We start from the raw sequence: 24,509 nt of genomic DNA, 5'->3' as shown, positions 1-24,509 counted from the left end.
CGTGCGGTTCTGCGGTGCATGGGCAACTGGGCGCGGACGGTCGGGCTGCTGGCTGCGGGCGGCGATGAGGTTCGGTGGCTAAGTTACGCTGCGAGCAGGCACCCCGGCAGTGCTTTCGTGTGACGATCGTAGGCCGGTGTTGACGGCTCGAATGCCAGGACGGTGGTAGTGTGCGCGCCTCCCTCATCCAGATCGCAGTAGACCCGGACGAACCGTCCGATTCCCGCAGGGAACGCGCCGCTTCCCTGGTCGTCTCGCAGCGGGACGCGGACCTGGTGGTCCTTCCCGAACTGTGGCCGGTCGGCGCCTTCGCCTACACGGCCTTCGAGGACGAGGCCGAGCCGCTGACGGGCCCCACGCACGAGGTCATGTCCAAGGCCGCAGCCGAGGCGGGGGTCTGGCTGCACGCCGGCTCCTTCGTGGAGCGGGCCGAGGACGGCACCCTCTACAACACCACGCTCGTCTTCTCCCCCGAGGGCGAGCGGGCCGCCGCCTACCGGAAGATCCACCGCTTCGGCTTCGACCAGGGCGAGGCGGTCATGATGGGCGCCGGCGAGGACCTGGTCACCGTCCCCCTCCCGGAGACCACGCTCGGTCTCGCCACCTGCTACGACCTCCGCTTCCCGGAACTCTTCCGGGGCCTGGTCGACGCCGGCGCCGAGACCCTGATCGTCGCGGCCGGCTGGCCGGAGCGCCGCCGCGCCCACTGGACCCTGCTCGCGCGGGCCCGCGCCGTCGAGAACCAGTCGTTCGTCCTCGCCGTCGGCTCCGCCGGCACCCACGCGGGCATCCAGCAGGCCGGCCACTCCCTCGTCGTGGATCCCTGGGGCGAGGTGCTCGCGGAAGCGGGCGCGGACGAGGAGATCCTGACCGTCGAACTCGACCCGGCCAAGGTCGCCGCGACCCGGGAGCAGTTCCCGGCGCTGAAGGACCGGCGACTCTGAGAGCCGCACGACGGGTCCGTGTTTCACGTGAAACACGGGCCCAACGGAGTGTGCTCCGGGGTCAGTCCTCGTATTCCTTCTCCGCGAGCACGATCACGCACACCGCCACCGCGATCAGCAGCGCCGCGTCCGCGTCCTCGCGCACGATGTCGATGCCGTACGTGTCGCGGACGGTCAGCCAGCGGCGGGAGATCTGGGCGAGCAGTTCGCCGTCGTAGTCCACGGCGAACTCACGGTCCAGGATCTTGCCGCTGACATCGAGCTCCGTGCCGTCCGCGAGGGTCACGCGGTAGTGGTTGCGGAGCAGGGACAGCCGCTTGCGCTTGATCTTGGCGAGCTGTTCGCCGTCCCGCTCGATCAGCATCGTGTCGCGCAGGCTCAGAAGCTTCTGGCGGATCTCCACGACGATCCGGCCCTGCGCGTCCTTCAGCTCGAAGGTGTCGCGCACCCGCATGGCCTTGCCGTCGACCAGGAAGACCTTGCGGCCCTCCGTGTCCTCGATCCAGTAGTCGTCACCGATACCGAACAGGCGCTCACGCACGAGAAGTCTCATGGCTCACAGGTTCCCCGAGCCACCTGCGGAATGCGGGAACGCCACGGTGCTGTTGACTGGTCTCATGGCAACACGTGCACGCGTCAGGGCCCCCGAACTCATCGGCAAGGGCGGCTGGCTCAATACAGGCGACCGGCAGTACACCCTCGCTGACCTGCGAGGACGCATCGTCATCCTCGACTTCTGGACCTTCTGCTGTGTGAACTGCCTGCATGTTCTCGACGAGCTGCGCGAGCTGGAGGAGAAGCACCGCGACACCGTCGTGATCATCGGCGTGCACTCGCCGAAATTCGTGCACGAGGCGGAGCACCAGGCCGTCGTGGACGCGGTCGAGCGGTACGAGGTCCACCACCCGGTCCTCGACGACCCCGAACTGGCCACCTGGAAGCAGTACGCCGTGCGCGCCTGGCCCACGCTCGTCGTCATCGATCCCGAGGGCTATGTCGTCGCCCAGCACGCCGGCGAGGGGCACGCCCACGCCATCGAGAAGCTGGTCGAGGAGCTGGAGTCGGAGCACGCGGCGAAGGGCACCCTGCGACGAGGGGACGGGCCGTACGTGGCGCCGGAGCCGGTCGCCACGCATCTGCGGTTCCCCGGCAAGGCGCTGCTCCTCGCGGACGGCGGCTTCCTGGTCTCCGACACCACCCGGCACCGGCTGGTCGAGCTGGACCCGGACGGCGAGACCGTGCGCCGGCACTTCGGGACGGGTGAGCGCGGGTTCGCGGACGGCGGGCCCGAGCAGGCCCGGTTCAGCGAGCCGCAGGGGCTCGCCCTGCTGCCCGACGGGCGGATCGCGGTCGCCGACACCGTCAACCACGCCATCCGCGCCCTCGACCTCACCACCGGGGAGACGGTCACCCTCGCCGGCACCGGCCGACAGTGGTGGCAGGGGTCGGCCACCAGCGGCCCGGCCCGCGAGGTGGACCTCTCCTCGCCGTGGGACGTCGCCTGGTTCGGTGGCCGGCTCTGGATCGCCATGGCCGGGGTGCACCAGCTGTGGACGTACGACCCCGAGGACGGCACCGTACGGGTCGCCGCCGGGACCACCAACGAGGGCTTGGTCGACGGGCCCGGCGCGGAGGCGTGGTTCGCCCAGCCGTCCGGGCTCGCGGCGACCGAGGAGCGGCTGTGGGTCGCCGACTCGGAGACGTCCGCGCTGCGCTGGGTCGACCGCGAGGGCGTCGTGCACACCGCCGTCGGTACCGGCCTCTTCGACTTCGGCCACCGGGACGGCGCCGCGGGCCAGGCCCTGCTTCAGCACCCCCTCGGCGTCACGGCCCTGCCCGACGGGTCCGTCGCCGTCTGCGACACGTACAACCACGCCCTGCGCCGCTACGACCCGGTGAGCGGTGAGGTCACCACGCTGGCCACGGACCTGCGGGAGCCCAGCGACGCCGTGCTGGTGGACGGCGACCTCGTCGTCGTGGAGTCCGCCCGGCACCGGCTGACCCGGCTGCGGCTGCCCGAGGAGGCGGTACGCGTCGCCGAACAGGCGCACCGCACGCAGCGGGCCGCCACCGAGGTCGCCCCCGGCGCGCTCCGGCTCGACGTCGTCTTCCAGGCGCCGGCCGGCCAGAAGCTGGACACCAGGTACGGGCCCTCGACCCGGCTGCTGGTCTCCTCGACCCCGCCCGGGCTGCTGGCCGAGGGCGAGGGCGCGGGCACCGACCTCTTCCGCGACCTCGTCCTCGCGGACGGCGTCACCGAGGGCGTCCTGCACGTCTCCGCGATGGCCGCGTCCTGCGACGACGACCCGGCGAACGAGTACCCGGCCTGCCACGTCCACCAGCAGGACTGGGGCGTCCCCGTCCGCGTGACGGAGGGCGGCGCGGTCCGGCTGCCGCTGGTGCTGGCGGGGATGGACGCCTGAGGCGCCAGGGGCTGTCTCAGGTGTTCGCCGTCAGGCGGTGGGCCGCTTCGGTGTGGCGGCGTACGTGGTCGGGGCTCGCCGCGACCCGGAGCAGTGCGTCCAGGGCCCGGACCGCGCCCTCGTCGTAGCCGGCGCGCTCCGCCTCCGTGGCCGCCTCGTCCAGGAGCCGGACGCCCTCCGCCTCCGCACCGAGGGCGAGGTGGGCCTCGCCGCTGACGGACAGCAGCAGCACCCGGCGGGCCGCCTCCTCGTGCTCGGGGCCCAGGCCGAAGGCGGTCCGGGCGGAGTCCAGGGCGTCCTGCGGGCGGCCCGCCGTCAGCTGCATCCTGGCCAGGTGCTGGAGCGCGAGCATCTCCGTGTGCGCGTCGGGAGGGCGGCACGTGCGCCGGCCCGACGGCCTGCGCCCCGCCGGGCCCGTCGGCGGACGCCTCGGCGAGCGGCGGCGTACCGGCCCGCAGGGCGCCGGGGGCCCCGGCCCCGGCGGTGTGCCCGGGAACGACGGGCCCGCCCTCCCCGCGCAGGATGCGCGCATACGCGTCCGCCAGCTCGCGGCCCGGGTCGACGCCCAGTTCATCCGCGAGCAGGCGCCGGGTGCGGTGGAAGCAGTCCAGGGCCTCGGACTGACGGCCCGAGCTGTGCAGGGCCGTCATCAGGGCCGCCGCCAGGGATTCGCGCAGCGGGTGGGCGACGGCCTCCGCGCGGAGGGCCGCCGCCGCGCGGTGGTGCTCGCCCAGATCCCCGTACGCGCGGGCCAGTTGCTCGACCGTCGAGAGGCGGGACTCCTCCAGCGCGTGGGCGGCGGCCTGGAGCGGGGCGCTCGCGAAGGTGCCGGTGAGGGCGGGGCCCTGCCAGAGCGACAGGGCCTCCCTCAGCATCAGCACCGTGTCGGCGGGGTCCCGCTGCTCACGGGCGAGCATCAGCAGTTCCTCGAACCGCTGGGAGTCCAGCAGGGTTTCGGGCGCCCGGAGCACATACGCGTCGCCGAGCGTCGCCAGTTCCACCCCGTACGCCTGCGCGTCCGCGCCGACGAGCAGGGCACGCAGCCGGGAGACATGCCCCTGGATGACCGTGCGGGCGTGGAGCGGAGGCTCGTCGTCCCACAGACAGTCGGTCAGCCGCGCCATGGACACGGGGGTGTTGGCGTGCAGCAGCAGGGCCGCGAGCAGGCTGCGGCGCTTGGCGGGGCCGAGGGGCAGCGGCCCGGTCAGCGTGTCGACGCAGACGGTGCCGAGCAGCCGGAACTCCACGAGCGGCTCCCCTTCCGGGTCTGACGCGCCCGGTTCCGGGTCACGGACAAGTGCCCAGAATATCGGGGGTTCCGCCGTGGCGTTCCGGGGGTGTGGCCGGATCGCCCCCGGTCACAGGTGCCGTTCGTCGTCGGAGACGACCGTCGTGGTGGGCGGCACGACCATCCGACGGCGCCGGATGACGCTCGCGTAGACGAAGACGCCGATGACGCCGACGATCATCATGATCCAGCCGACCAGGTCGACGTTGACGGTGTCCAGCTGCCAGTCGGTCGCGAAGGCGAGGATCGCCCCCGCGCCGATGAGGATGATGCATCCTCCGAGTCCCATGAGTTCCGCCTCCTCGGCGGCCCGGGACCTCCGGGCCGTGTACGGAGCGCGTACCCGGCCCGGTGACGAGCATGCGCGGGCGGGAGGCCGGGGCCTCCCGCCCGGTCCGCGATCCGGTGGCCCGTCAGCCGGCCAGGAACGCGGCCAGCGCGTTCGCGAGGAGGTACGGGTCGTCCGCGCCGCACAGCTCGCGGGCGCTGTGCATCGACAGGATGGCGACGCCGATGTCGACGGTCTTGATGCCGTGCCGGGCGGCAGTGATCGGGCCGATCGTCGTGCCGCAGGGCATCGCGTTGTTGGAGACGAACGTCTGCCACGGCACGCCCGCCTTCTCGCAGGCCGCGGCGAACACGGACCGGCCGCCGCCGTCGGTGGCGTACCGCATGTTGACGTTGACCTTCAGGATCGGTCCGCCGTTGACGACCGGGTGGTGCGTGGGGTCGTGGCGCTCCGCGTAGTTCGGGTGGATCGCGTGGCCGGTGTCGGAGGAGAGGCAGACCGTGCCGGCGAAGGCGCGGGCGCGGTCCTCGTAACCGCCGCCGCGGGCGAAGACCGAGCGCTCCAGGACCGTGCCGAGCAGCGGCCCGTCCGCGCCGGTGTCCGACTGCGAGCCGTTCTCCTCGTGGTCGAAGGCGGCCATCACCGGGATGTACGGCAGCTCGGCGTCGGGCTGTCCGGCGACGGCGGCCAGCGCCGCGGTCGCCGCGTGCACCGAGAGCAGGTTGTCCATGCGCGGCCCGGCCAGCAGCTCGCGGTCGCGGCCCAGGTAGGCCGGCGGCTCGACGGGGTGCGGCATCAGGTCCCAGCCGGTGATGTCCGCGGCGTCGACGCCCGCCTCCTCGGCGACGAACCGGATGAGGTCGCCCTCCTCGACGTCCCCGAGCCCCCAGATCGGCTGCATGTGCTTCTGCCGGTCCAGCTTGAGCCCGTCGGTGTTGGCCGACCGGTCCAGGTGCACGGCGAGCTGCGGGACGCGCAGCAGCGGGCGGTCGATGGAGATCAGCCGGTCGCTGCCGTCGCGCAGCGAGATCCGGCCGGCGAGACCGAGGTCGCGGTCCAGCCAGGTGTTGAGCAGGGTGCCGCCGTAGATCTCCACGGCGATCTGGCGCCAGCCGTACGCCCCGGTGTCGGGCAGCGGCTTGACCCGCAGGTTCGGCGAGTCGGTGTGCGCGCCGACGATCCGGAACGGGGTGTGCGCCCCGGCGCCCTCCGGCACGTACCAGGCGACGATCGCGCCACCGCGCAGGACGTACTTGCCGCCGGCGGTCCCGTCCCAGGCCGCGGTCTCCTCCACCTGCCGGAATCCGGCCTTCTCCAGCCGGGCGGCGGCGGTGGCCACGGCGTGGTACGGGGAGGGCGAGGCCATCAGGAAGGCCATCAGATCGTCGGTGTGCCCGCGGTCGAAGCGGAGGGAGGAACTCATGTTCTTCACTGTAGCCAGACGTGGCCGAAAGGATTCCCTGTCGCCCCCCGGGCCACCGCGCCCATCATGCGGCGCCGCCCCCGGAAACGGTCCCGGGGGCGGCGGCGGTGGATCTGCGGGGCGGCTCCCTAGAAGGCCGCCTCGTCCAGCTCCATCAGGGAGTTGTCGACGGACTCGGCGAGAGCGCGCTCGGCGGCGACGCCCGGGAGGACGTTCGCGGCGAAGAACTTCGCGGCCGCGATCTTGCCCTGGTAGAAGGGAACGTCCTTGCCGGAGGCCGTCGGCAGCTTCTCGGCGGCCACGGCCGCGCCCTTGAGCAGCAGGTAGCCGACGACGACATCGCCGGAGGCCAGCAGCAGGCGGGTGGTGTTGAGACCCACCTTGTAGATGTTCTTGACGTCCTCGCCGGTCGCGGTGAGGTCGGTGATCATCGTGCCGACGATCGCCTCCAGGTCCACCGCGGCCTTCGCGAGGCTGTCCAGCGCGCCGGACAGCTCCTCGTTGTCCTGGGCGCCCGCGAGGAACTTCTTGATCTCCTCGGAGAGCGCGTTGAGCGAGGCGCCCTGGTCGCGGACGATCTTCCGGAAGAAGAAGTCCTGGCCCTGGATGGCCGTCGTGCCCTCGTACAGGGTGTCGATCTTGGCGTCGCGGATGTACTGCTCGACCGGGTACTCCTGGAGGTACCCGGAGCCGCCGAACGTCTGGAGCGACTGCGCCAGCTGCTCGTACGACTTCTCGGAGCCGTAGCCCTTGACGATCGGGAGGAGCAGGTCGTTGAGGCCGTGCAGCGCCTTGGCGTCCTCGCCCGCGGCCTCCTTCTCCTGGATCGCGTCCTGGACGGAGGCGGTGTAGAGGACGAGGGCGCGCATGCCCTCCGCGTACGCCTTCTGCGTCATCAGCGAGCGGCGCACGTCGGGGTGGTGCGTGATGGTGACCTTCGGCGCGGTCTTGTCCATGAACTGCGAGAGGTCGGTGCCCTGGACGCGCTCCTTGGCGTACTCCAGCGCGTTCAGGTAGCCCGTGGAGAGGGTGGCGATGGCCTTCGTGCCGACCATCATGCGGGCGAACTCGATGATGCGGAACATCTGGCGGATGCCGTCGTGCTTGTCGCCGATGAGCCAGCCCTTGGCGGGGTGGCGGTCGCCGAACGTCATCTCGCAGGTGTTGGACGCCTTGAGGCCCATCTTGTGCTCGACGTTCGTCGCGTACACGCCGTTGCGCTCGCCCAGCTCGCCGGTGGTCCAGTCGAAGTGGTACTTCGGGACCAGGAAGAGGGAGAGGCCCTTGGTGCCCGGGCCGGCGCCCTCGGGGCGCGCCAGCACGTAGTGGAGGATGTTCTCCGACATGTCGTGCTCGCCCGAGGTGATGAAGCGCTTCACGCCCTCGATGTGCCAGGACCCGTCCTCCTGCTCGACGGCCTTCGTGCGGCCGGCGCCGACGTCGGAGCCGGCGTCCGGCTCGGTCAGCACCATCGTCGAGCCCCACTGCTTCTCGACGGCGATCTCGGCGACCTTCTTCTGCGCCTCGTTGCCCTCCTCGAAGAGGATGCCGGCGAACGCCGGGCCCGAGGAGTACATCCAGACGGCCGGGTTGGAGCCGAGCAGCAGCTCCGCGTAACCCCAGATCAGCGAGCGGGGCGAGGTGGTGCCGCCGATCTCCTCGGGCAGGCCGAGGCGCCAGTACTCGGAGTCCATGAACGCCTGGTACGACTTCTTGAACGTGTCGGGGACCGGCGCGGTGTTGGTCTCCGGGTCGAAGACCGGCGGGTTGCGGTCGGCGTCCGCGTAGGAGTCGGCGAGCTCGTTCTCGGCGAGGCGGGCGACCTCCTCGAGGATGCTCTTCGCCGTGTCGACGTCCATCTCCGTGAACGGTCCGGTGCCGTACAGCTTGTCGCGCCCGAGGACCTCGAAGAGGTTGAACTCGATGTCGCGGAGATTCGACTTGTAGTGCCCCATGGGAAGGCTCCGTAATCAATAGCAGTGGCGCGCAGCGCCCCGTGGAGGGGTGGCCCGGACATATCAGGTGACCTCTCCGATGATGCTACCCGCCAGTAATAAGACGCAACCCCCTGAGCCCCGGATGTGGCCGATTACTCTTTGTCCCATGTACGGCTACGACCAGAACCAGGGCGCGCAGCAGCCGATGGGGGGCGGCTACGGCGGGCAGCCGCTGTACCCCGAACCCTCGCCGCCGTCGCTGGGTGACGCGGTACGGGCCTTCACGACCGGCTCGCTGTCCGCCGAGGACTTCCAGCAGATCTTCGCCACCTCGAAGGTCTACTGCCCGCGCGGCGACAACCCCGGCTTCCTCGCGCTGCACAACACCCAGCAGCCCGTGATCCCGATGTTCACGACGCTCAAGGAGCTGCGGCTCTACGCGGGCAAGGACTCCAAGTACTTCGTGATCACCGGTGCCGAGGTGATCGACCTGCTGCCCACCGGCTACGGCTTCGTCCTGGACATGGAGGGCGAGCACCGGATGGTCTTCGACGCCAAGGCCGTCGAGCAGATGGTCGACTTCGCGATGCGCCGCATGTACGGCTGATCCACGGCCCGAGGCCTGCCGGAAGGGGCCCGTACCGCTCTCGGTACGGGCCCCTTCCGGCTGTCCGGGGGCGTGCGGGAATGCGTGGCGCCTTGCGGGATGTTCACCATTCAACTAAATTGGTGGCAGTACCGTCCCCCGGAGGTGGCTCCCATGCCCGCAGTGACCGTCGAGAATCCGCTGACCCTGCCCAAGGTGGCCGCTTCCGGCGACGCCGCGGCCCGCCCCGTGCTCGCCGTGACCACGGCCCCGAGCGGCTTCGAGGGCGAGGGCTTCCCGGTCCGCCGCGCCTTCGCGGGGATCAACTACAAGTACCTCGACCCGTTCATCATGATGGACCAGATGGGTGAGGTGGAGTACGCGGCGGGCGAGCCGAAGGGCACGCCCTGGCACCCGCACCGCGGCTTCGAGACCGTGACCTACCTGATCGACGGCAGCTTCATCCACCAGGACTCCCACGGTGGCGGCGGCACCATCGGCAACGGCGACACCCAGTGGATGACCGCCGGGTCCGGGCTCCTCCACATCGAGGCGCCGCCGGAGTCCCTGGTCATGTCCGGCGGCCTCTTCCACGGCCTCCAGCTCTGGGTGAACCTGCCGAAGGCCGACAAGATGATGGCCCCGCGCTACCAGGACATCCGCGGCGGCCAGGTCCAGCTGCTCGCCTCCCCGGACGGCGGCGCGCTGCTCCGCGTGATCGCCGGCGAGCTGGACGGTCACGAGGGCCCCGGCATCACGCACACCCCGATCACGATGATCCACGCCACCGTGCGCCCCGGCGCCGAGGTGACGCTGCCCTGGCGCGAGGACTTCAACGGCCTCGCGTACGTGCTCGCCGGGCGCGGCACCGCCGGGGCCGAGCGCCGCCCGGTCCACCTGGGCCAGACCGCCGTCTTCGGCGCCGGCTCCTCGCTGACCGTGCGCGCCGACGAGAAGCAGGACGGGCACACCCCGGACCTGGAGGTCGTCCTGCTCGGCGGCCGTCCCATCCGCGAGCCGATGGCGCACTACGGGCCGTTCGTGATGAACAGCCAGGCCGAACTGAAGCAGGCCTTCGAGGACTTCCAGGCCGGCCGCCTCGGCACCGTGCCCGCCGTCCACGGCATGTGACCCGCGCGCCCGCCCGCGCCGCCGTCGTGTGACGCCCCGTCACTCGTACGGCGGCGCGGGCGGGACACCGCTGCCGGGCCGTGATCGGCTGGAAGGGTGCAGACCCCGAAGCCACTCCTGCCCGAGGGCGCCCGGCGGACCGCCGCCTGGTGCGGTGTCGTCCTGCTGGTCACCGGTGTCGCCGCCGTCGCGGTCTGGCTGTGCGTCACCCTCAAGACCGCCGTCACCCCGGTGCTGCTCGCCCTGCTCGGTACGGCGCTGCTCGGGCCCGTCCACCGCCGGATGACCGCCCACGGGGTGAACCGCTCGCTGGCCGCCGCGGTCACCTGCGCGGTGCTGCTGGCCGTGGTCGGCGGGGCCGGCTACATCGTCGTCGCCGCGCTCGTGGAGACCGGCGACCAGATCGTCCAGTCGCTGAAGGACGCCGGGCAGTGGGTGGTCGACCACTTCCAGGTCGCGGACGACATCGACGTGAAGGACCTGGAGACCAGTGGCCGCAAACTGGTCGAGAAGTTCGGCGCGACGGCTGCGGGCGGGCTCCTCACCGGTATCAGCGTCGTCGGCTCCCTCGTCGCGACCAGCGTCCTGGCCCTGCTGCTGACCTTCTTCTTCCTGCGCGACGCGGACCGGGCCGCGGACCTCGCCCACACCATCGCCCCGCGTGGCACCGGCGACATGGTCGAGGCGATGGGCCGGCGGGCCTTCGAGGCCGTCGAGGGCTTCATGCGCGGGACGACGCTCATCGCCCTGATCGACGCCGTCTGCATCACGGTCGGGCTGCTGATCCTGCGGGTGCCGGGCGCGGTGGGACTCGGCGCGCTGGTGCTCGTCGGCGCCTACATCCCGTACCTCGGCGCCTTCATCTCCGGGGCCGTCGCCGTGCTGGTGGCCCTCGCGGACCGGGGATTCGCGATCGCGCTCTGGGCGCTCGGTGTGGTCCTCGCCGTCCAGGTGCTGGAGGGCCACATCCTCCAGCCGATGATCCAGAGCCGTACGGTCCAGATGCACCCCGCGATGATCCTCATCGCCCTGACGGCGGGCGCGAGCGTCGCGGGCATCCTCGGGATGCTGCTCGCGGTCCCGCTCTGCGCGGCGGCCTTCGGCATCATCGGCGAACTCCGCAAGGGCGGGCGGACCGCGCCGGAGGAGAGCCCTTAGGGCTGTCCGGCGGATCAGGGTCGGACAGGCCCTAGTCCAGGTCCAGGTCCGGGAAGTCCGGTTCCGGGTGCTCGGCCTCGTTCAGCTCGAACCAGATCGACTTGCCCGCACCGCGCGGATCGACCCCCCACTTGTGCGCGAGCATCTCCATCAGCACCAGACCCCGGCCGCTGGAGGCCATCTCGCCGGGCCGCCGCTTGTGCGGCAGCTCGTCGCTGCCGTCGGACACGTCGACGCGCAGGCACCGTTCCCCCGGTGTCCCGGTGGCCTGGGCGACCATCAGCGCGTCCCCGTCCGTGTGCACCAGGACGTTGGTGACGACCTCGGAGAGCAGCAGCACCGCCGCGTCGACCTGGTCGGCGTCCGCCCAGTCGTGCAGCAGCTCCCGCAACAGCTGCCGGGCCGTCGAGATCCGCTCCGGTTCGGCCTGGGCGATGGAGAGCGCGGTCCGCCGGGGCGCCGACGGAGACGCGACGGTGCCCTCGCGGCGCAGCAGCAGGAGCGCGACGTCGTCCTCGCGCCGGTCCGCGAGCGGCCCGGTCGTGTAGTGCGAGCCGGGCCCGTGCACCGCCTGGATCAGCGCGTCCGCCAGCTTCTCCAGATCGCCGGTGTGCCGCTCCAGGATCGGCCGGAGCCGGACCCAGCCGGAGGCGATGTCGTGGCCGCCGGTCTCGATCAGCCCGTCCGTGCAGAGCATGATCGTCTCCCCGGCCTCCAGCACGATCCGCGTCGTCGGGTAGTCGGCGTCCGCCTCGACGCCCAGCGGCAGCCCGCCCTCGGTCTGCCGGACGACGGCCGTGCCGTCGGCGGTCAGCACCACGGGGTCCGGGTGGCCGGCCCGGGCGATGTCCAGCACACCGGTCTCCGGGTCGGCCTCCGCGTACAGGCAGGTCGCGAAGCGCGCCGCCGCGGCCTCGTCGTCCTCGCCGGGGTCGGTGAGGCCGGAGAGGAAGCGCGAGGCGCGCGCCAGCACCGCGTCGGGACGGTGGCCCTCGGAGGCGTACGCGCGCAACGCGATCCGGAGCTGGCCCATGAGCCCCGCCGCCCGCACGTCATGGCCCTGCACGTCGCCGATCACGAGGGCGATGCGGCCACTGGGCAGGGGGATCAGGTCGTACCAGTCGCCGCCGACCTGGAGGCCGCCGCCGGTCGGCACATAGCGCGCGGCCACGGTCATCCCCGGGATGTCCGGGCCGAGGGAGGGCATCATCGTGCGCTGGAGCCCCAGCGACAGCTCGCGCTCCGTGTCGGCGGCGCCCGCCCGGGCCAGCGCCTGGGCGAGCATCCGGGCCACGGTCGTCAGCACCGACCGCTCGTCCGGCGAGAAGGCCACCGGGTGCCGGAAGCCGGCCATCCAGGTCCCCATCGTCCGCCCCGACACGATCAGCGGCAGGAAGGCCCAGGAGCGGCGCCCGAACCGCCGGGCCAGCGGCCAGGTGGCGGGGTAGCGGGCCTGGTAGTCCTCCGGCGTCGGCAGGTAGATCGCCCGGCCCGTCCGTACGACCTCGGTGGCCGGGTAGTCCGTGTCCAGCGGCATGTCGGTGAAGGGCCCCTCGTCGCTGAGGGTGTGCCCGTGCTGCCCGACGACCGTCAGCCGCTCGCCCTCGACGCCGAAGACCGCGAGGCCGTCCGGGGAGAACCCGGGCATGGAGAGCGAGTAGGCGACCCGCAGCACCTCCGTGGTGGATCCCGCTTCCGCCAGGGCCCGCCCGGCGTCCAGCAGGAACGCCTCACGGGAGCGCCGCCAGTCGCCGGTGATGGCGGTGTGCGTGCCGACGGTGCCCGGCGGGGGCTCGGCGACCTCCTGGAGCGTGCCGATGAGCACGTAGTCCTGGCGGCCCTCACCGGCCGGGACCGGCTTGGAGCGGCTGCGTACGGTGCGCAGGACCCGGCCGCTGCCGTCCACGATGCGCAGCCGGGCCTCGGCCAGCGTGCCCTCGGTCACGGCGAGGCGGATCACCCCGGCGATCTCGTTCCAGTCGACGGGGTGGAAGCGGGAGCGGACCTCCGATTCACGGAAGACGCCGGGCTCGGCGGGCAGCTCCAGCAGACGGGCGGCCTCCGCGTCGAGCGTGACCGTCCCGGCTCCGTTGTCCCAGCGCCACAGCCCGGTCGCGGTCGCGGCCAGCACGTCCTCGGTGCGCATTGCCCCACTTTAAACCGGCATGCGTGGCGAGGGCGCGGGTGCGGGGCGACGGACGATCTTGGTGCGGACAATGACAATGAAACGCTCCGGTCGCGGGCGGTAGCCTGGGAGGGCTGAATTTCCCCCAACCGCGAAGACTGGATGAACGACGATGCATCGGTACAGGTCCCACACCTGCGGCGAGCTCCGCGCCTCTGACGTCGGCACCGACGTCCGGCTGAGCGGCTGGCTGCACAATCGCCGAGACCTGGGCGGCATCCTCTTCATCGATCTGCGCGACCACTACGGGCTCGTGCAGCTCGTCGCCCGCCCCGGCACGCCGGGCAACGAGGCCCTCGCGAAGCTCACCAAGGAGACCGTCGTCCGGATCGACGGCAAGGTCTCCGCGCGCGGCGCCGAGAACGTCAACCCGGACCTGCCGACCGGCGAGATCGAGATCGAGGTCTCCGAGGTCGAGGTGCTGGGCGAGGCCGGCCCGCTGCCCTTCACGATCAACGCCGAGGACGGCGTGAACGAGGAGCGGCGCCTGGAGTACCGCTTCCTGGACCTGCGCCGCGAGCGCATGCACCGCAACATCATGCTGCGCTCCGCCGTGATCGCCTCGATCCGCTCCAAGATGGTCGCCCTCGGCTTCAACGAGATGGCGACGCCGATCCTCACCGCGACCTCCCCCGAGGGCGCCCGTGACTTCGTCGTCCCGTCCCGGCTGAACCCCGGCAAGTTCTACGCGCTGCCGCAGGCCCCGCAGCAGTTCAAGCAGCTGCTGATGATCTCCGGCTTCGACCGCTACTTCCAGATCGCGCCCTGCTTCCGCGACGAGGACGCCCGCGCCGACCGCTCGCCCGGCGAGTTCTACCAGCTCGACGTCGAGATGTCCTTCGTGGAGCAGGAGGACGTCTTCCAGCCGATCGAGAAGCTGATGACCGAGCTCTTCGAGGAGTTCGGCAACGGCCGCCACGTCACCTCGCCGTTCCCGCGCATCCCGTTCCGCGAGTCGATGCTGAAGTACGGCAACGACAAGCCGGACCTGCGCGCCAAGCTGGAGCTGGTCGACATCTCCGATGTCTTCGCGGACTCGGAGTTCAAGGCGTTCGCCGGCAAGCACGTCCGCGCCCTTCCGGTGCCGGACACGGCGGGCCAGTCCCGTAAGTTCTTCGACGGCCTCGGCGACTACGCCGTGCAGCACGGCGCCAAGGGCCTCGCCTGGGTCCGCGTCGGCGAGGACGGCACGCTGGCCGGGCCGATCGCCAAGTTCCTCACCGAGAACGACGTCAAGACGCTCACCGAGCGGCTCTCGCTCGTCCCGGGCCACGCCGTCTTCTTCGGCGCGGGCGAGTTCGACGAGGTCTCCAAGATCATGTCCGCCGTCCGCGTCGAGGCCGCCAAGCGGGCCGGCCACTTCGAGGAGGACGTCTTCCGGTTCTGCTGGGTCGTCGACTTCCCGATGTACGAGAAGGACGAGGAGACCGGCCGGATCGACTTCTCGCACAACCCCTTCTCGATGCCCCAGGGCGGCCTGAAGGACCTGGAGGAGAAGGACCCGCTGGACATCCTCGCCTGGCAGTACGACATCGTCTGCAACGGCATCGAGCTGTCCTCCGGCGCCATCCGGAACCACGAGCCGGAGCTGATGATCAAGGCGTTCGAGATCGCCGGCTACGACCGCGAGACCGTGGAGCGCGAGTTCGCGGGCATGCTCAAGGCGTTCCGCCTCGGCGCCCCGCCGCACGGCGGCATCGCCCCGGGCGTCGACCGCATCGTGATGCTGCTCGCCGACGAGCCGAACATCCGCGAGACGATCGCCTTCCCGCTCAACGGCAACGCCCAGGACCTGATGATGGGCGCGCCCACCGTCCTGGAGGAGACCCGCCTCCGCGAGCTCAACATCCAGCTCCGCAAGCCGGCCGCACCGGCGAAGGACGCGCAGAAGTAGCTCCGCCTGTTTCACGTGAAACAGCCCTCGGCCGCCACTGGCCGGGGGCTGTTCGCGTGACGGACCGCCGGCGGTTCCGATTAAGTACACGAATCACCTGAACGGCTACGGCCGGATGGGCTCCGCCCCGGATTGGGCGTGGACGCGGGCGGCAATGACTGGGTGGGCCGACACCGGCGCACCCACTGCTGAGGAGCCCTCCGTGCCCGTGCCCCCTTCGCGCGCACTCCTGCGCCTGCCGCACGTCGTCTGCTCCCTGGCCCTGATCGCGTTGCTGGCCGGCTGCGGGGCGGGTGGCTTCGCCGGTACGGGGACGAGCGGCACCGGCACGGAGCAGGCACGGATCAACGGCGTACCGGGGCCGCCCGGTGGTGCCGCGTCCGCCGCCGGGGCGCCGTCGCGAGGGCCGCTGCCCGTACCGCCGGCTCCGGCGGCCTCGCCGCAGCCCACGGAGCTGCCCGGCCTCGGACCGAAGACCCGGGCGGCGGTCCCGGCCACGGCACGGCAGGCGTTCGTGGTGACCGGGGACTCGGCGGACTCCAACCGGTCGACCGCCGTCCTCTACACCCGGGACGGGCCCGCCGGGCCGGGCTGGCGGGCCACGCTGGGCCCCTGGCCCGCCCACAACGCCCTCAACGGCTGGACCGGCGAGCACTGGGAGGGCGATCTGCGCTCGCCCATCGGGGTTTTCACCCTCACCGCGGCGGGCGGCCGGCTCGCACCGCCGGAGACGGCGCTCCCGTACGACCTGAGCCCGGACTTCCGGGTGACGGGCGAAGGGTTCCACGGGGAGCCGCTGGAGGGCTCCTTCGACTACGTCGTCGCCATCGACTACAACCGCGTCCCCGGCACCTCCCCGCTCGACCACACCCGCCCCCTCGGCCAGGAGCGGGGCGGCGGGATCTGGGTGCACGTGGACCACGGCGGGCCGACCCAGGGCTGTGTCTCGGTCACCGAGGACCGGATGAAGGAGCTCCTGAGGGCTCTCGATCCGGCCATGGAGCCCGTCATCGTGATGGGGGACGCGGAGTCGCTGAGCCGCTGAACGTCCCCGGCCGGAGAGCTTTGCGAAACCTCCCTTCCCGTATCAAGGACGCATCCTGGGAGGGAGTGGACACGCATGCACGAGGCTAGGGACATCACGATGCGGGTACTGGTCGCCGAGGACGAGGAAATTCTCGCGGAGCTGGTCGCCACCGGGCTGCGGCGGGCCGGCTTCGCCGTCGACACGGTGTACAGCGGTGATGCCGCCCAGGCGTACCTGGGGCTGCACGACTACGACGTGGTCGTCCTGGACCGCGATCTGCCCCGGGTGCACGGCGACGACGTGGCGCGCGGGCTCGTCGCCTCCGGCTCCCGGACCAGGATTCTGATGCTGACGGCCGCCGGCTCCACGGAGGACCGGGTCGCCGGGCTCGACCTGGGCGCCGACGACTATCTGGGCAAGCCGTTCGAGTTCCCCGAGCTGGTCTCCCGCGTACGCGCGCTGCGGCGGCGCAGCGCCCGCCCCGTACCGCCGCAGCTGGAGCGGTACGGCATCCGGCTCGACACCGTACGGCGGTCGGCGACCCGGGACGGGCGGGACCTGGACCTGTCGCCGAAGGAGTTCACCGTGCTTCAGCTGCTCCTGGAGGCGGACGGCGGGACCGTCAGCGCGGAGGAGCTGCTGGAGCGGGCCTGGGACGCCAACGCCGACCCCTTCACGGGCGCCGTCCGGGTCTGCATGAGCAAGCTGCGCGGCAAGCTCGGCGAACCCGCCGTGATCCGTACCGTCCAGGGCGTGGGGTACGCGCTGTGAAGCGTCCGGCCCGGCTGCCGCACTCCACGATCAGGACCCGCATCGCCCTCGTCTACGGCGGGGTCTTCCTGGTCCTCGGCACGGCCCTGCTGGCCACGGTCAACCTGGCCTCCCGCGCCGGGACGGACTCGCAGGCGCGTGCCATCGCGGACACCGCCGTCGTGGTCCAGCCGGGCTACGCGGTCAACGGTCCGCTCGTCAGCCGCCGCCGACTCGGTCCGCCTACCGTCTACGACCTCACCGACCATGTCAGCGACGCGGCCGGCCACCAGCTGCTCATCTGGTCCGCCGCCGCGCTGCTGGTGATGACGGCCTGTGCGGTGGGCGTCGGATGGTGGACGGCGGGGCGGGTCCTGCGGCCCGTCCACGCCATGACCGCCAAGGCGCGCAAACTCTCCGCGCACACGCTCCATGAGCGGATCGCCTCCAGCGGGCCCGACGACGAGCTGAAGGAGCTGGGCGACACGCTCGACGCGCTGCTGGCCCGGCTGGAGCGGGCCTTCGACAGCCAGCGGAGGTTCATCGCCAACGCCTCGCACGAGCTGCGCACCCCGCTGGCCACCCAGCGCGCGGCGATCCAGATCGGCCTGGACGACCCGACGCCGGAGGACCTCGTCCGCACCCGGCAGACGCTCCTGGACAACAACCGGCGCAGTGAACGGCTCATCGACGGGCTGCTCGTCCTGGCCCGCAGCGAGCGGGGGCTCGACAAGAGCGAGCGGGAACCGGTGGACCTGGCCCGGGTGGTGGCGGAGGAGGCGGCCCGGCACCCGGGCGTCCGGCTCGACACCCGGACCTGCCCGGTGCGCGGGAACCGGCTGCTGCTGGCCCAGCTGGTGGCGAACCTGCTCGCCAACGCGGTGACGTACAACGTGCCCGGCGGGAGCGTCGACGTGTCGGTGGTCCCGGCCGGCGGCGGGGTCCTGCTGGAGGTCCGCAACACCGGGCCCGTGGTGGACGCGGCGGACGTTCCCGGGCTGTTCGAGCCGTTCCGCAGGGGCGAGGGCAGGGACCGGATGGGGCCGGGCTCGGGCCTCGGCCTGTCGATCGTGCGGTCCATCGCGCTGGCCCACGACGGTACGGTCACGGCGGTGCCGGGCCCCGGGGGCGGGCTCGCCGTGACCGTACGCCTGCCGGCGTCTCAGGAACGCGTGGCCACCCAAGCGGGGAGCGCGGCCAGCAGCTCGCGGTAGAACGTGGTGTCCGGCACCTCGCGGGGGGCGGGGCCGGCGTGGAAGAAGCCGGTGTTCGGGGTGTCCAGCTTCCGCAGGAAGTCGAAGCCCTTGGCGTCCTGCTCGCCGAACGCGACGAACTGGAAGAACAGCGGCAGCCGGGCCGCCGCGTCGAGCGCCTGGCGGGCGGCCTGCCGGGCGTCCGGCGGCCCGTCCGTCTGGAAGACCACCAGCGCGGGGCCGGTGGCCCCGGACTTCTCGTAGTGCGCGACGACCTCCTCGACCGCGCGGTGGTAGTTCGTGCGGCCGAGCCGGCCGAGGTCCGCGTTGAGGGCGTCGATCCGGCCCTCGTGGCCGTCCAGCTCCACCGTGCCGGTGCCGTCGATGTCGGTCGAGAAGAACACGACCTGCACGGTGGCGCTCTCGTCCAGGTGCGCGGCGAGCGCGAGCGTGCGGTCGCCCAGGTGCTGGGCGCTGCCGTCCTTGTAGAACGGGCGCATGGAGCCGGAGCGGTCCAGGACCAGATAGACGGTGGCGCGCAGCCCGGTCAGCCCGTGCGCCTTCAGCCCGGCCTGCGCCGCCTTGTACGCGCCCGCCAGCTCGGGCGCCCGCGCCTTGACCTTGGCAAGGGTGAGTGCGGGCTTGCCGGGGGCGGCCGGGGCCGCCTCGGGCTCCGGGTCCATGTCGATGACGATCGGCGCGGGGGCGTCGGCCTCCGGCTCGGGGGTCGCGACGGGTGCCGGTGCGGCGGGTTCCTGCGGTTCCGCCGCGGGGGTCGGGGTCTCTGCGACCGGCTCGGGCTCGGCCACCGGCTCCGGCTGCGGGGTCTCGCTCGCCTCGACCGGCTCGGGCTCGGGCGTCTCCGAGGCCACGACGGGCTCGGGCGCCGCGATGGCCTCGACGGCCGGTTCGGGCGCCTCCGGCGCCTCGGGCGCCTCCGGCGCCTCCGGCTCCGGGGCTTCGGCCTCCGCGACGGGCGTGGGGGCCTCGGCCTCCGGCTCGGGGGCCTCGGCCTCGGCGGGCGGTTCGGGCGCCTCCGGCTCCGGGGGTGCGGCCTTCGCGAGGGGCGCGGTGGTCTCCGCCGCCGGCTCGGGGGTCTCGGCCTCGGTGGGCGGTTCGGGTGCCACCGGTTCCGCGACGGGCGCGGGGGCCTCGGCCTCGGCGGGCGGTTCGGGCGCCTCCGGCTCCGGGGGTGCGGCCTCCGCGACGGGCGCGGCGGTCTCCGTCACCGGCTCGGGGGCCTCTGCCTCCGCCTCCGGGGCTGCCACCTTCGGGGCCTCCGCGACGGGCTCGGTGGTCTCCGCCGCCGGCTCGGGGGCCTCGGCCTCGGCGGGCGGTTCGGGCGCCTTCGGCTCCGGGGGTGCGGCCTTCGCGACGGGCGCGGCGGCCTCCGCCACCGGTTCGGGGGCCTCCGCCTCCGGGGCTTCCACCTCCGGGGCCTCCTCGACGCGCGCGGCGGTCTCCGCCTCGGCGGGCGGTTCGGGCGTCTCCCGGGTCTCGGCCTCGGGCGCCTCCGGGGTTTCGGCCTCAAGCGGCTTCGGGGTTTCGGCCTCCGCGTCCGGGCCCTTGCTCTGGGCCGGGACCGTGGGCGTGGACGGGTTGTCGAAGGCCGCGGCCACCAGGTCCGACGCCTTGGCCTCCGCGTCCGACGCCTTCGGGGCCTCGTCGGACGACGCGGGGGCGGGCACCGAGATCCTGACGGGTGCCTCGTCCGCCGGCTCCGGCTCCGCGGCACTCGAGTGCTCGCCCTGGGGCGGGACCGTGGCCGTCGTCGGGTCGTCCTGTTCCGTGCGGTCACGGCCGAACACCTTGCGCAGCAAGCTCCGAATGCCCATGGGCGAGCCTTTCGCGTGAGTTGGGTGCGATGAATGTCCGTACTGCGGGAATTGATCCCTGGCCAGGGCGGATACGTAAGGTTAGCGGCCGGATAAGGCCGTTCGGCGGTACGGCCCGCATGTGGGACGACCGAGAGCGAACCGTGCCCCGACCGAGTCCTGAGGCCCGTACGGGCGTTCACCGCGCCCCCGCTTCACCTGCACCGCACGGGCGCCGAGTTGACGCGGGAACGTACCGCCCGGGCCCACCGCCTAGAGTCGGACGCATGGTTTCGGGTGAGGCTCCGCAGACGGAGGGCAGTGTCCGGGTCGATGTCTGGATCTGGTCGGTCCGGCTCACGAAGACCCGGGCGCAGGCCGCCGCCGCCTGCCGTGCGGGTCATGTGAAGGTCGCGGGCGAACGCGCCAAGCCCGCGCAATCGGTGCGGGTCGGTGACGAGGTACGGCTCCGCCACGCGGGCCGGGACCGGATCGTCGTCGTGTCGAAGCTGGTGAAGAAGCGGGTGGGTCCGCCCGTGGCAGCCGAGTGCTTCGTCGACAACAGCCCGCCCCCGCCGCCGCGCGAGGCCGCGATCCAGGTCCCGGTACGCGACCGGGGCGCGGGGAGGCCCACGAAGCGGGACCGCCGCGAGATGGACCGGCTGCGCGGACTGGGCCCGGGCCCGGCGGAGTAGCGGCGCCCCGCGCGTCAGCGGTGCAGCGCGATCACCGTCTTGCCGCGCGCCCCGCCCGCCCGGTTGCGCGCCAGGGCCGTCGGCGCCTCCTCCAGCGGCAGTTCGGCCTCGACGGGCAGGCGCAGGACGCCGTCCGCCGCACCGGCCGCCAGCACGTCCAGCAGGACCGGGCTCGGGTCGAGACGGAAGTCGACGCCCCTGACGCCCTCGGGCAGCCGGGCCCCGGCGGCGGCGCCCCGGGTGGAGAGCGCGATGCCGCCCGGCCGGACCGCCGCCGCGTGCGCCGCGAACGCGTCCGGGGCCGCCGACGCCAGGTCGGCCAGCGCGTCGATGCCGTCCGGGCAGGCCCTCCGCAGCGCGTCGGAGGACGGGCCGTCCGTGAGGTCCACCGAGGCCGCCGCGCCCAGCGACCCCATCCTGGACCGCTCGTCACCGCGCACGGCCGCGATCACGCGGACGTCCCGGGCCCGGGCGAGCTGGGTCAGGCAGCAGCCGACCCCGCCCGCCGCCCCGATGACCAGCAGGGTCTCGTGGCCGCGCAGGGCCACCGCCTCCAGGATCTGGGCGGCGGCCATCCCGGCGGTCGGCAGCGCGGCGGCGGCCCGGGCGCCGAGGCCGCGCGGGACGAAGGTGAGGGCGGAGTCCTGCTCCACGCACAGGTACTCCCCGTACGAGCCGCCCGCGTCGGCCACGTCCGCCCGCCCGAAGACCGGGTCCCCCACCCGGAAGCGGTTCTCGCCGCCGCCGATCATGTCGACGCGGCCCGCGTAGTCCACGCCGACGACGAACGGGAAGGCCCGGGGCGCCGGGGCGATGCCACCGGCCGAGCCGTCCGCGACCTGCCAGTCCAGCGGGTTGAGCGACGCGTATTCGACCCGCACCCGGACCTCGCCGGGCCGTGGCTCCGGCTTGGGCAGCTCGACCAGCACCGGGTCGGCCCGCAGCGCGCTGACGGCGATGGCTCGCATCCGTACACCTCCCAGTCGGGCCGCTCCGGCGGGAGCGGACGCGTCATTCCGCCGGCGCCGGCAGCACCCGCTGGGCCCAGATCCGGGCCGCCACCGCGCACACCGCGACGGCCAGGCCCAGGCCGAAGACGATCCACACCGTGGTGCGCAGCGAGGAGGTCAGCGCGTCGTAGACGGCCGAGGCGGCGCCCGTGTCGCTGTCCGGGACCTCGTCGAGCACCCGGTCGCGGGCCAGCGCCAGCGCCCCGCGCAGCACCAGCGCGCCGAGCGCGAAGCCCGCGCCGGCCACGGCGGTGCCGGCCATCGCGGCCAGGGCGCGGGCCCGGCGGCCGGGTCCGCCGCGCGTCCAGGCGAGCGCGACGGCGAGCAGCGCGAACAGGGCCGTGCCGACGGCCGGCCACACACTGGCGGAGCGCAGCCACCGGAAGGTCTGCCGCAGCTGGTCCGCGCGGTCGGCGGAGACCAGCTGGATGTCGGTGTGCTGGACGGGGATGCGGTCGGCGAACGGCACCCCGTTGTCCACCAGGTTCTGCTTCACCTGTTCCGTGACGGGCGCCAGGTCGATCGTGACGCTCTCGCCGCTCCGGCCGTCGAGCGCGGCGGTGACCGTCTCGTGCGCGGTGCGGTTGGCGGCGGTCCAGGCGTCCTGGAAGGCGTCCGTGGTGGTGAAGGACTCCACGGCCTGGTGCAGGAAGTCCCGGACGGTGTTCTGGAGCGGTCCGACGTCGATCTGCTTCATCGCGCTGTCGGTGATCAGGTCGGCGACGGTGCTCCGCACCGCCGGGTCGTCGGCGAGCGGGGCGACGGCGGAGACGTAACGGTCCGTGTCGTCGATCTCCAGGTCGACCCAGGCGGACAGCGCGCTCAGCGGCACCAGGACGGCCAGCAGCACCAGCAGTACCGCCGACAGGGCCACCGAGAAATACGTCCGCACCCCTCCAGGGAATCCCGGATGGTCGCCGGACGCCCCGGGCCGTGGGCCATCCGAGTTGCCGGGCGGCCCGGCCAGGTGTGCCCTGGAGGGAAAGCGGGGGTGACGGAAGGAGCTCTCTGCCATGGCCGCACACGTTTCGGTGCCGGCGCGCGGGAGGCGTGCGACGCCCGCTCGGCACCGCCCGGTCCTCAGCTGGGCGATCCCGGCCACGCTCGGCCTGATCTTGGGCTGCTACGCGACCGCCATCGTCCGGGGCGGCGGGGTGCTGACGGGCACCCGGCTCGCCCTCGGACTGGTCTCAGGCGCCGTGCTCGCGGTGCTCTGCTTCGGCCTCGGCCGCATCCAGAACCGGCTGCCGCGCGAGCTGCGGGCCGCCGCGTACGGGGTGCTGACCGGCGCCTCGATCGGCTTCCTCTACAGCCTCTCCGGTGCCAGCATCCTGTCGGCGTCGGTGATCGGGCTGATCCTCGGACTCGGCGGACTGCTCGCCGCGTACTACTACTTCTACACGCGGGAGTGACACCCGCGCCCACCCGCACGCCCCGGTCCTTGACCTTCTCCATGGGGGAAGGCCAAGGATCGAGTGTGCCGGGGCGGGAAGTCCGCCCGGTATGAGGAGGCGTGCGGTGACGGAGGACGGGCAGGGGCGGGGCCTCGGCGCGGAGCTGGTGACGATCGGGGCGTTCGCCCGGCTGTCCCGGCTGTCCGCGAAGGCGCTGCGCCGTTACGACGAGCTCGGCCTGCTCCCGCCGGCCCTGGTCGACCCGGTGAACGGCTACCGGTACTACGACCCGGCGCAGGTGCGGGCGGCCCGGCTGGTGGCCTGGCTGCGCCGGATCGGGATGCCGCTCGCCCGGATCAGGGAGGTGATCGCGCTGGAGTCCGGCGCGGCCGCCGCGGCGATCCGGGCGTACTGGGCGCGTGTCGAGGCGGAGACGGCGGCCCGCCGTGACCTCGCGGCCTTCCTCATCGACCAGCTGTCGACGGAGGACGTCATGACATCGGTGGGCACACTCGGAATCCGCTACGCGGCCCGCACCGACACGGGCGCGGTGCGCGAGACCAACCAGGACGCGGTCTACGCCGGGGCCCGGCTGCTCGCGGTCGCCGACGGGTTCGGCGTGAGCGGCGCGGGGGCCAGCACGGCGGCGATCGAGGCGCTGAAACCGTTCGCACCGGGCGCGGTGCCGGCGGCGGAGCTGCTGAACACCCTGCACGACGCGGCGGAGCGGGTGGCGCTCGCGGTGCGGGAGGCGGTGGCGGGGAGCGAGGGGGGCGGGGCGCCTCAGGAGTCGGGCACGACGCTCACGGCGATGATGTGGACGGGCTCGCGGCTGGGCCTGGTGCACATCGGGGACTCGCGGGCGTATCTGCTGCGCGGGGGCGAGCTGTTCCGGATCACGCACGACCACAGCGTGGTCCAGTCGATGATCGACGACGGTTCGCTGACGGAGGAGGAGGCGTTCTCGCACCCGCAGCGGGCGATGCTCCTCAAGGCGCTCTCCGGGGACGGCCCGTACGGCGGACCCGATGTGGACGTCCGGGACGCGCTGCCCGGCGACCGCTATCTGCTCTGCTCGGACGGGCTCTCGGCGGTCGTGGACGGCGGGGACCTGGCGCGGGTGCTGGCCGGGGCGGACGGGCCGGCCACCGCCGTGGGCGCGCTGATCGAGCTCGCGGAGGCGGCCGGTGCGCCGGACAACGTGGCGTGTGCGGTGGCGGACGTCGTGGAGCTGTGAGTACGAGGGGTGGGGCCCCCCCCCCGCCGGGCGCGGGGGCCGGGGCCGGCGCGCGGGGCCGGGGGGCCCGCCGGGCCCCCGGGCGGGGGGGGGGGGGGGGGGGGGCGGCGGGGCCGCGCGCCCCGCGGGGG

Annotated in this window: 21 protein-coding genes and 1 pseudogene; 12 read left to right on the top strand and 10 right to left on the bottom strand. The window is 73.0% G+C overall.

The window, feature by feature from the left end:
- The first annotated feature begins 170 nt into the window (after positions 1-170).
- A complete protein-coding gene (locus tag FKN01_RS18415) occupies positions 171-944 on the top strand; it encodes a carbon-nitrogen family hydrolase (RefSeq protein ID WP_143621966.1) in 774 nt (257 codons plus the stop codon).
- Between the two features lie 61 nt (positions 945-1,005).
- Here FKN01_RS18415 and FKN01_RS18410 read toward each other — a convergent pair whose 3' ends face one another.
- Entirely contained in the window at positions 1,006-1,497 is a 492-nt protein-coding gene (locus tag FKN01_RS18410) for an LURP-one-related/scramblase family protein (protein WP_143621964.1), read from the bottom strand.
- A gap of 64 nt (positions 1,498-1,561) precedes the next feature.
- On the opposite strand from FKN01_RS18410, the gene FKN01_RS18405 reads away from it, so the two are divergent.
- Positions 1,562-3,367, top strand: coding sequence for an NHL domain-containing thioredoxin family protein (locus tag FKN01_RS18405; RefSeq protein WP_143621962.1), 1,806 nt, complete (start codon positions 1,562-1,564; stop codon positions 3,365-3,367).
- 16 nt (positions 3,368-3,383) lie between these two features.
- Here the strand turns inward: FKN01_RS18405 and FKN01_RS18400 are convergent, their stop codons facing one another.
- From FKN01_RS18400 to FKN01_RS18380, 5 genes and pseudogenes are all read right to left on the bottom strand, one after another.
- Positions 3,384-3,719: a hypothetical protein gene (locus tag FKN01_RS18400; RefSeq protein ID WP_143621960.1), complete on the bottom strand. Its 336-nt coding sequence runs from the start codon at positions 3,717-3,719 to the stop codon at positions 3,384-3,386.
- 81 nt (positions 3,720-3,800) lie between these two features.
- Positions 3,801-4,614, bottom strand: a pseudogene (locus FKN01_RS18395) (BTAD domain-containing putative transcriptional regulator); the annotation flags it as partial.
- A 111-nt stretch (positions 4,615-4,725) separates the two neighbouring features.
- A complete protein-coding gene (locus FKN01_RS18390) occupies positions 4,726-4,944 on the bottom strand; it encodes a DUF6458 family protein (protein ID WP_143621959.1) in 219 nt (72 codons plus the stop codon).
- 124 nt (positions 4,945-5,068) lie between these two features.
- Positions 5,069-6,367 (bottom strand): M18 family aminopeptidase, encoded by a 1,299-nt coding sequence (locus tag FKN01_RS18385; protein WP_143621957.1) that lies wholly within the window; start codon positions 6,365-6,367, stop codon positions 5,069-5,071.
- A 128-nt stretch (positions 6,368-6,495) separates the two neighbouring features.
- Positions 6,496-8,322 carry an acyl-CoA dehydrogenase gene (locus tag FKN01_RS18380; RefSeq protein WP_143621955.1) on the bottom strand — a complete coding sequence of 609 codons (1,827 nt, stop codon included), beginning with the start codon at positions 8,320-8,322 and terminating at the stop codon, positions 6,496-6,498.
- 148 nt (positions 8,323-8,470) lie between these two features.
- Between FKN01_RS18380 and FKN01_RS18375 the strand changes: the two genes are divergently transcribed.
- The 3 genes from FKN01_RS18375 to FKN01_RS18365 all read left to right on the top strand — a co-directional run bounded on the left by FKN01_RS18375 (position 8,471) and on the right by FKN01_RS18365 (position 11,179).
- Positions 8,471-8,911, top strand: a complete 441-nt coding sequence (locus FKN01_RS18375) for an SseB family protein (RefSeq protein ID WP_143621953.1) — start codon at positions 8,471-8,473, stop codon at positions 8,909-8,911.
- Positions 8,912-9,064: 153 nt separating this feature from the next.
- Positions 9,065-10,021, top strand: coding sequence for a pirin family protein (locus FKN01_RS18370; protein WP_143621951.1), 957 nt, complete (start codon positions 9,065-9,067; stop codon positions 10,019-10,021).
- A gap of 96 nt (positions 10,022-10,117) precedes the next feature.
- A complete protein-coding gene (locus FKN01_RS18365; RefSeq protein ID WP_143621949.1) occupies positions 10,118-11,179 on the top strand; it encodes an AI-2E family transporter in 1,062 nt (353 codons plus the stop codon).
- A gap of 31 nt (positions 11,180-11,210) precedes the next feature.
- Here the strand turns inward: FKN01_RS18365 and FKN01_RS18360 are convergent, their stop codons facing one another.
- Positions 11,211-13,325, bottom strand: coding sequence for a SpoIIE family protein phosphatase (locus FKN01_RS18360; RefSeq protein WP_143621947.1), 2,115 nt, complete (start codon positions 13,323-13,325; stop codon positions 11,211-11,213).
- A gap of 151 nt (positions 13,326-13,476) precedes the next feature.
- Between FKN01_RS18360 and aspS the strand changes: the two genes are divergently transcribed.
- From aspS to FKN01_RS18340, 4 genes are all read left to right on the top strand, one after another.
- Positions 13,477-15,258, top strand: a complete 1,782-nt coding sequence (gene aspS, locus FKN01_RS18355; RefSeq protein ID WP_143621945.1) for an aspartate--tRNA ligase — start codon at positions 13,477-13,479, stop codon at positions 15,256-15,258.
- Positions 15,259-15,460: 202 nt separating this feature from the next.
- The gene (locus FKN01_RS18350) at positions 15,461-16,303 is read left to right on the top strand and encodes a L,D-transpeptidase family protein (RefSeq protein WP_143621943.1); all 843 of its coding nucleotides are present in this window, start codon (positions 15,461-15,463) and stop codon (positions 16,301-16,303) included.
- 99 nt (positions 16,304-16,402) lie between these two features.
- On the top strand, positions 16,403-17,056 hold the full coding sequence (locus FKN01_RS18345; protein WP_221939370.1) for a response regulator transcription factor: 654 nt from the start codon (positions 16,403-16,405) through the stop codon (positions 17,054-17,056).
- Positions 17,053-18,249: a cell wall metabolism sensor histidine kinase WalK gene (locus FKN01_RS18340; protein WP_143621939.1), complete on the top strand. Its 1,197-nt coding sequence runs from the start codon at positions 17,053-17,055 to the stop codon at positions 18,247-18,249. Before FKN01_RS18345 ends, FKN01_RS18340 begins: the two co-directional genes overlap by 4 nt.
- Here the strand turns inward: FKN01_RS18340 and FKN01_RS18335 are convergent.
- Positions 18,198-19,625 (bottom strand): VWA domain-containing protein, encoded by a 1,428-nt coding sequence (locus FKN01_RS18335; protein WP_398932737.1) that lies wholly within the window; start codon positions 19,623-19,625, stop codon positions 18,198-18,200. The genes FKN01_RS18340 and FKN01_RS18335 overlap by 52 nt on opposite strands.
- 704 nt (positions 19,626-20,329) lie before the next feature.
- On the opposite strand from FKN01_RS18335, the gene FKN01_RS18330 reads away from it, so the two are divergent.
- A complete protein-coding gene (locus tag FKN01_RS18330; RefSeq protein ID WP_143621935.1) occupies positions 20,330-20,737 on the top strand; it encodes an RNA-binding S4 domain-containing protein in 408 nt (135 codons plus the stop codon).
- Between the two features lie 14 nt (positions 20,738-20,751).
- On the opposite strand, the gene FKN01_RS18325 is transcribed toward FKN01_RS18330, so the two are convergent.
- Both FKN01_RS18325 and FKN01_RS18320 read right to left on the bottom strand, forming a co-directional pair.
- Positions 20,752-21,705: an NADP-dependent oxidoreductase gene (locus FKN01_RS18325; RefSeq protein ID WP_143621933.1), complete on the bottom strand. Its 954-nt coding sequence runs from the start codon at positions 21,703-21,705 to the stop codon at positions 20,752-20,754.
- 43 nt (positions 21,706-21,748) lie between these two features.
- Complete coding sequence (locus tag FKN01_RS18320) at positions 21,749-22,639, bottom strand: hypothetical protein (protein WP_143621932.1); 891 nt, start codon at positions 22,637-22,639, stop codon at positions 21,749-21,751.
- Between the two features lie 121 nt (positions 22,640-22,760).
- Here FKN01_RS18320 and FKN01_RS18315 point away from each other — a divergent pair, with 121 nt between their 5' ends.
- Together FKN01_RS18315 and FKN01_RS18310 are read left to right on the top strand one after the other, a co-directional pair.
- Positions 22,761-23,159, top strand: coding sequence for a hypothetical protein (locus FKN01_RS18315; protein ID WP_143621930.1), 399 nt, complete (start codon positions 22,761-22,763; stop codon positions 23,157-23,159).
- A 91-nt stretch (positions 23,160-23,250) separates the two neighbouring features.
- Positions 23,251-24,378, top strand: coding sequence for a MerR family transcriptional regulator (locus FKN01_RS18310; protein ID WP_143621928.1), 1,128 nt, complete (start codon positions 23,251-23,253; stop codon positions 24,376-24,378).
- Positions 24,379-24,509 lie beyond the last annotated feature (131 nt).

This window comes from Streptomyces sp. 130 (assembly GCF_007096885.1).
Classification (GTDB): Bacteria; Actinomycetota; Actinomycetes; order Streptomycetales; family Streptomycetaceae; genus Streptomyces.
The sequence above is the reverse complement of the archived record's forward strand: the minus strand, read 5'-3'. Positions and strand labels throughout refer to the sequence as shown.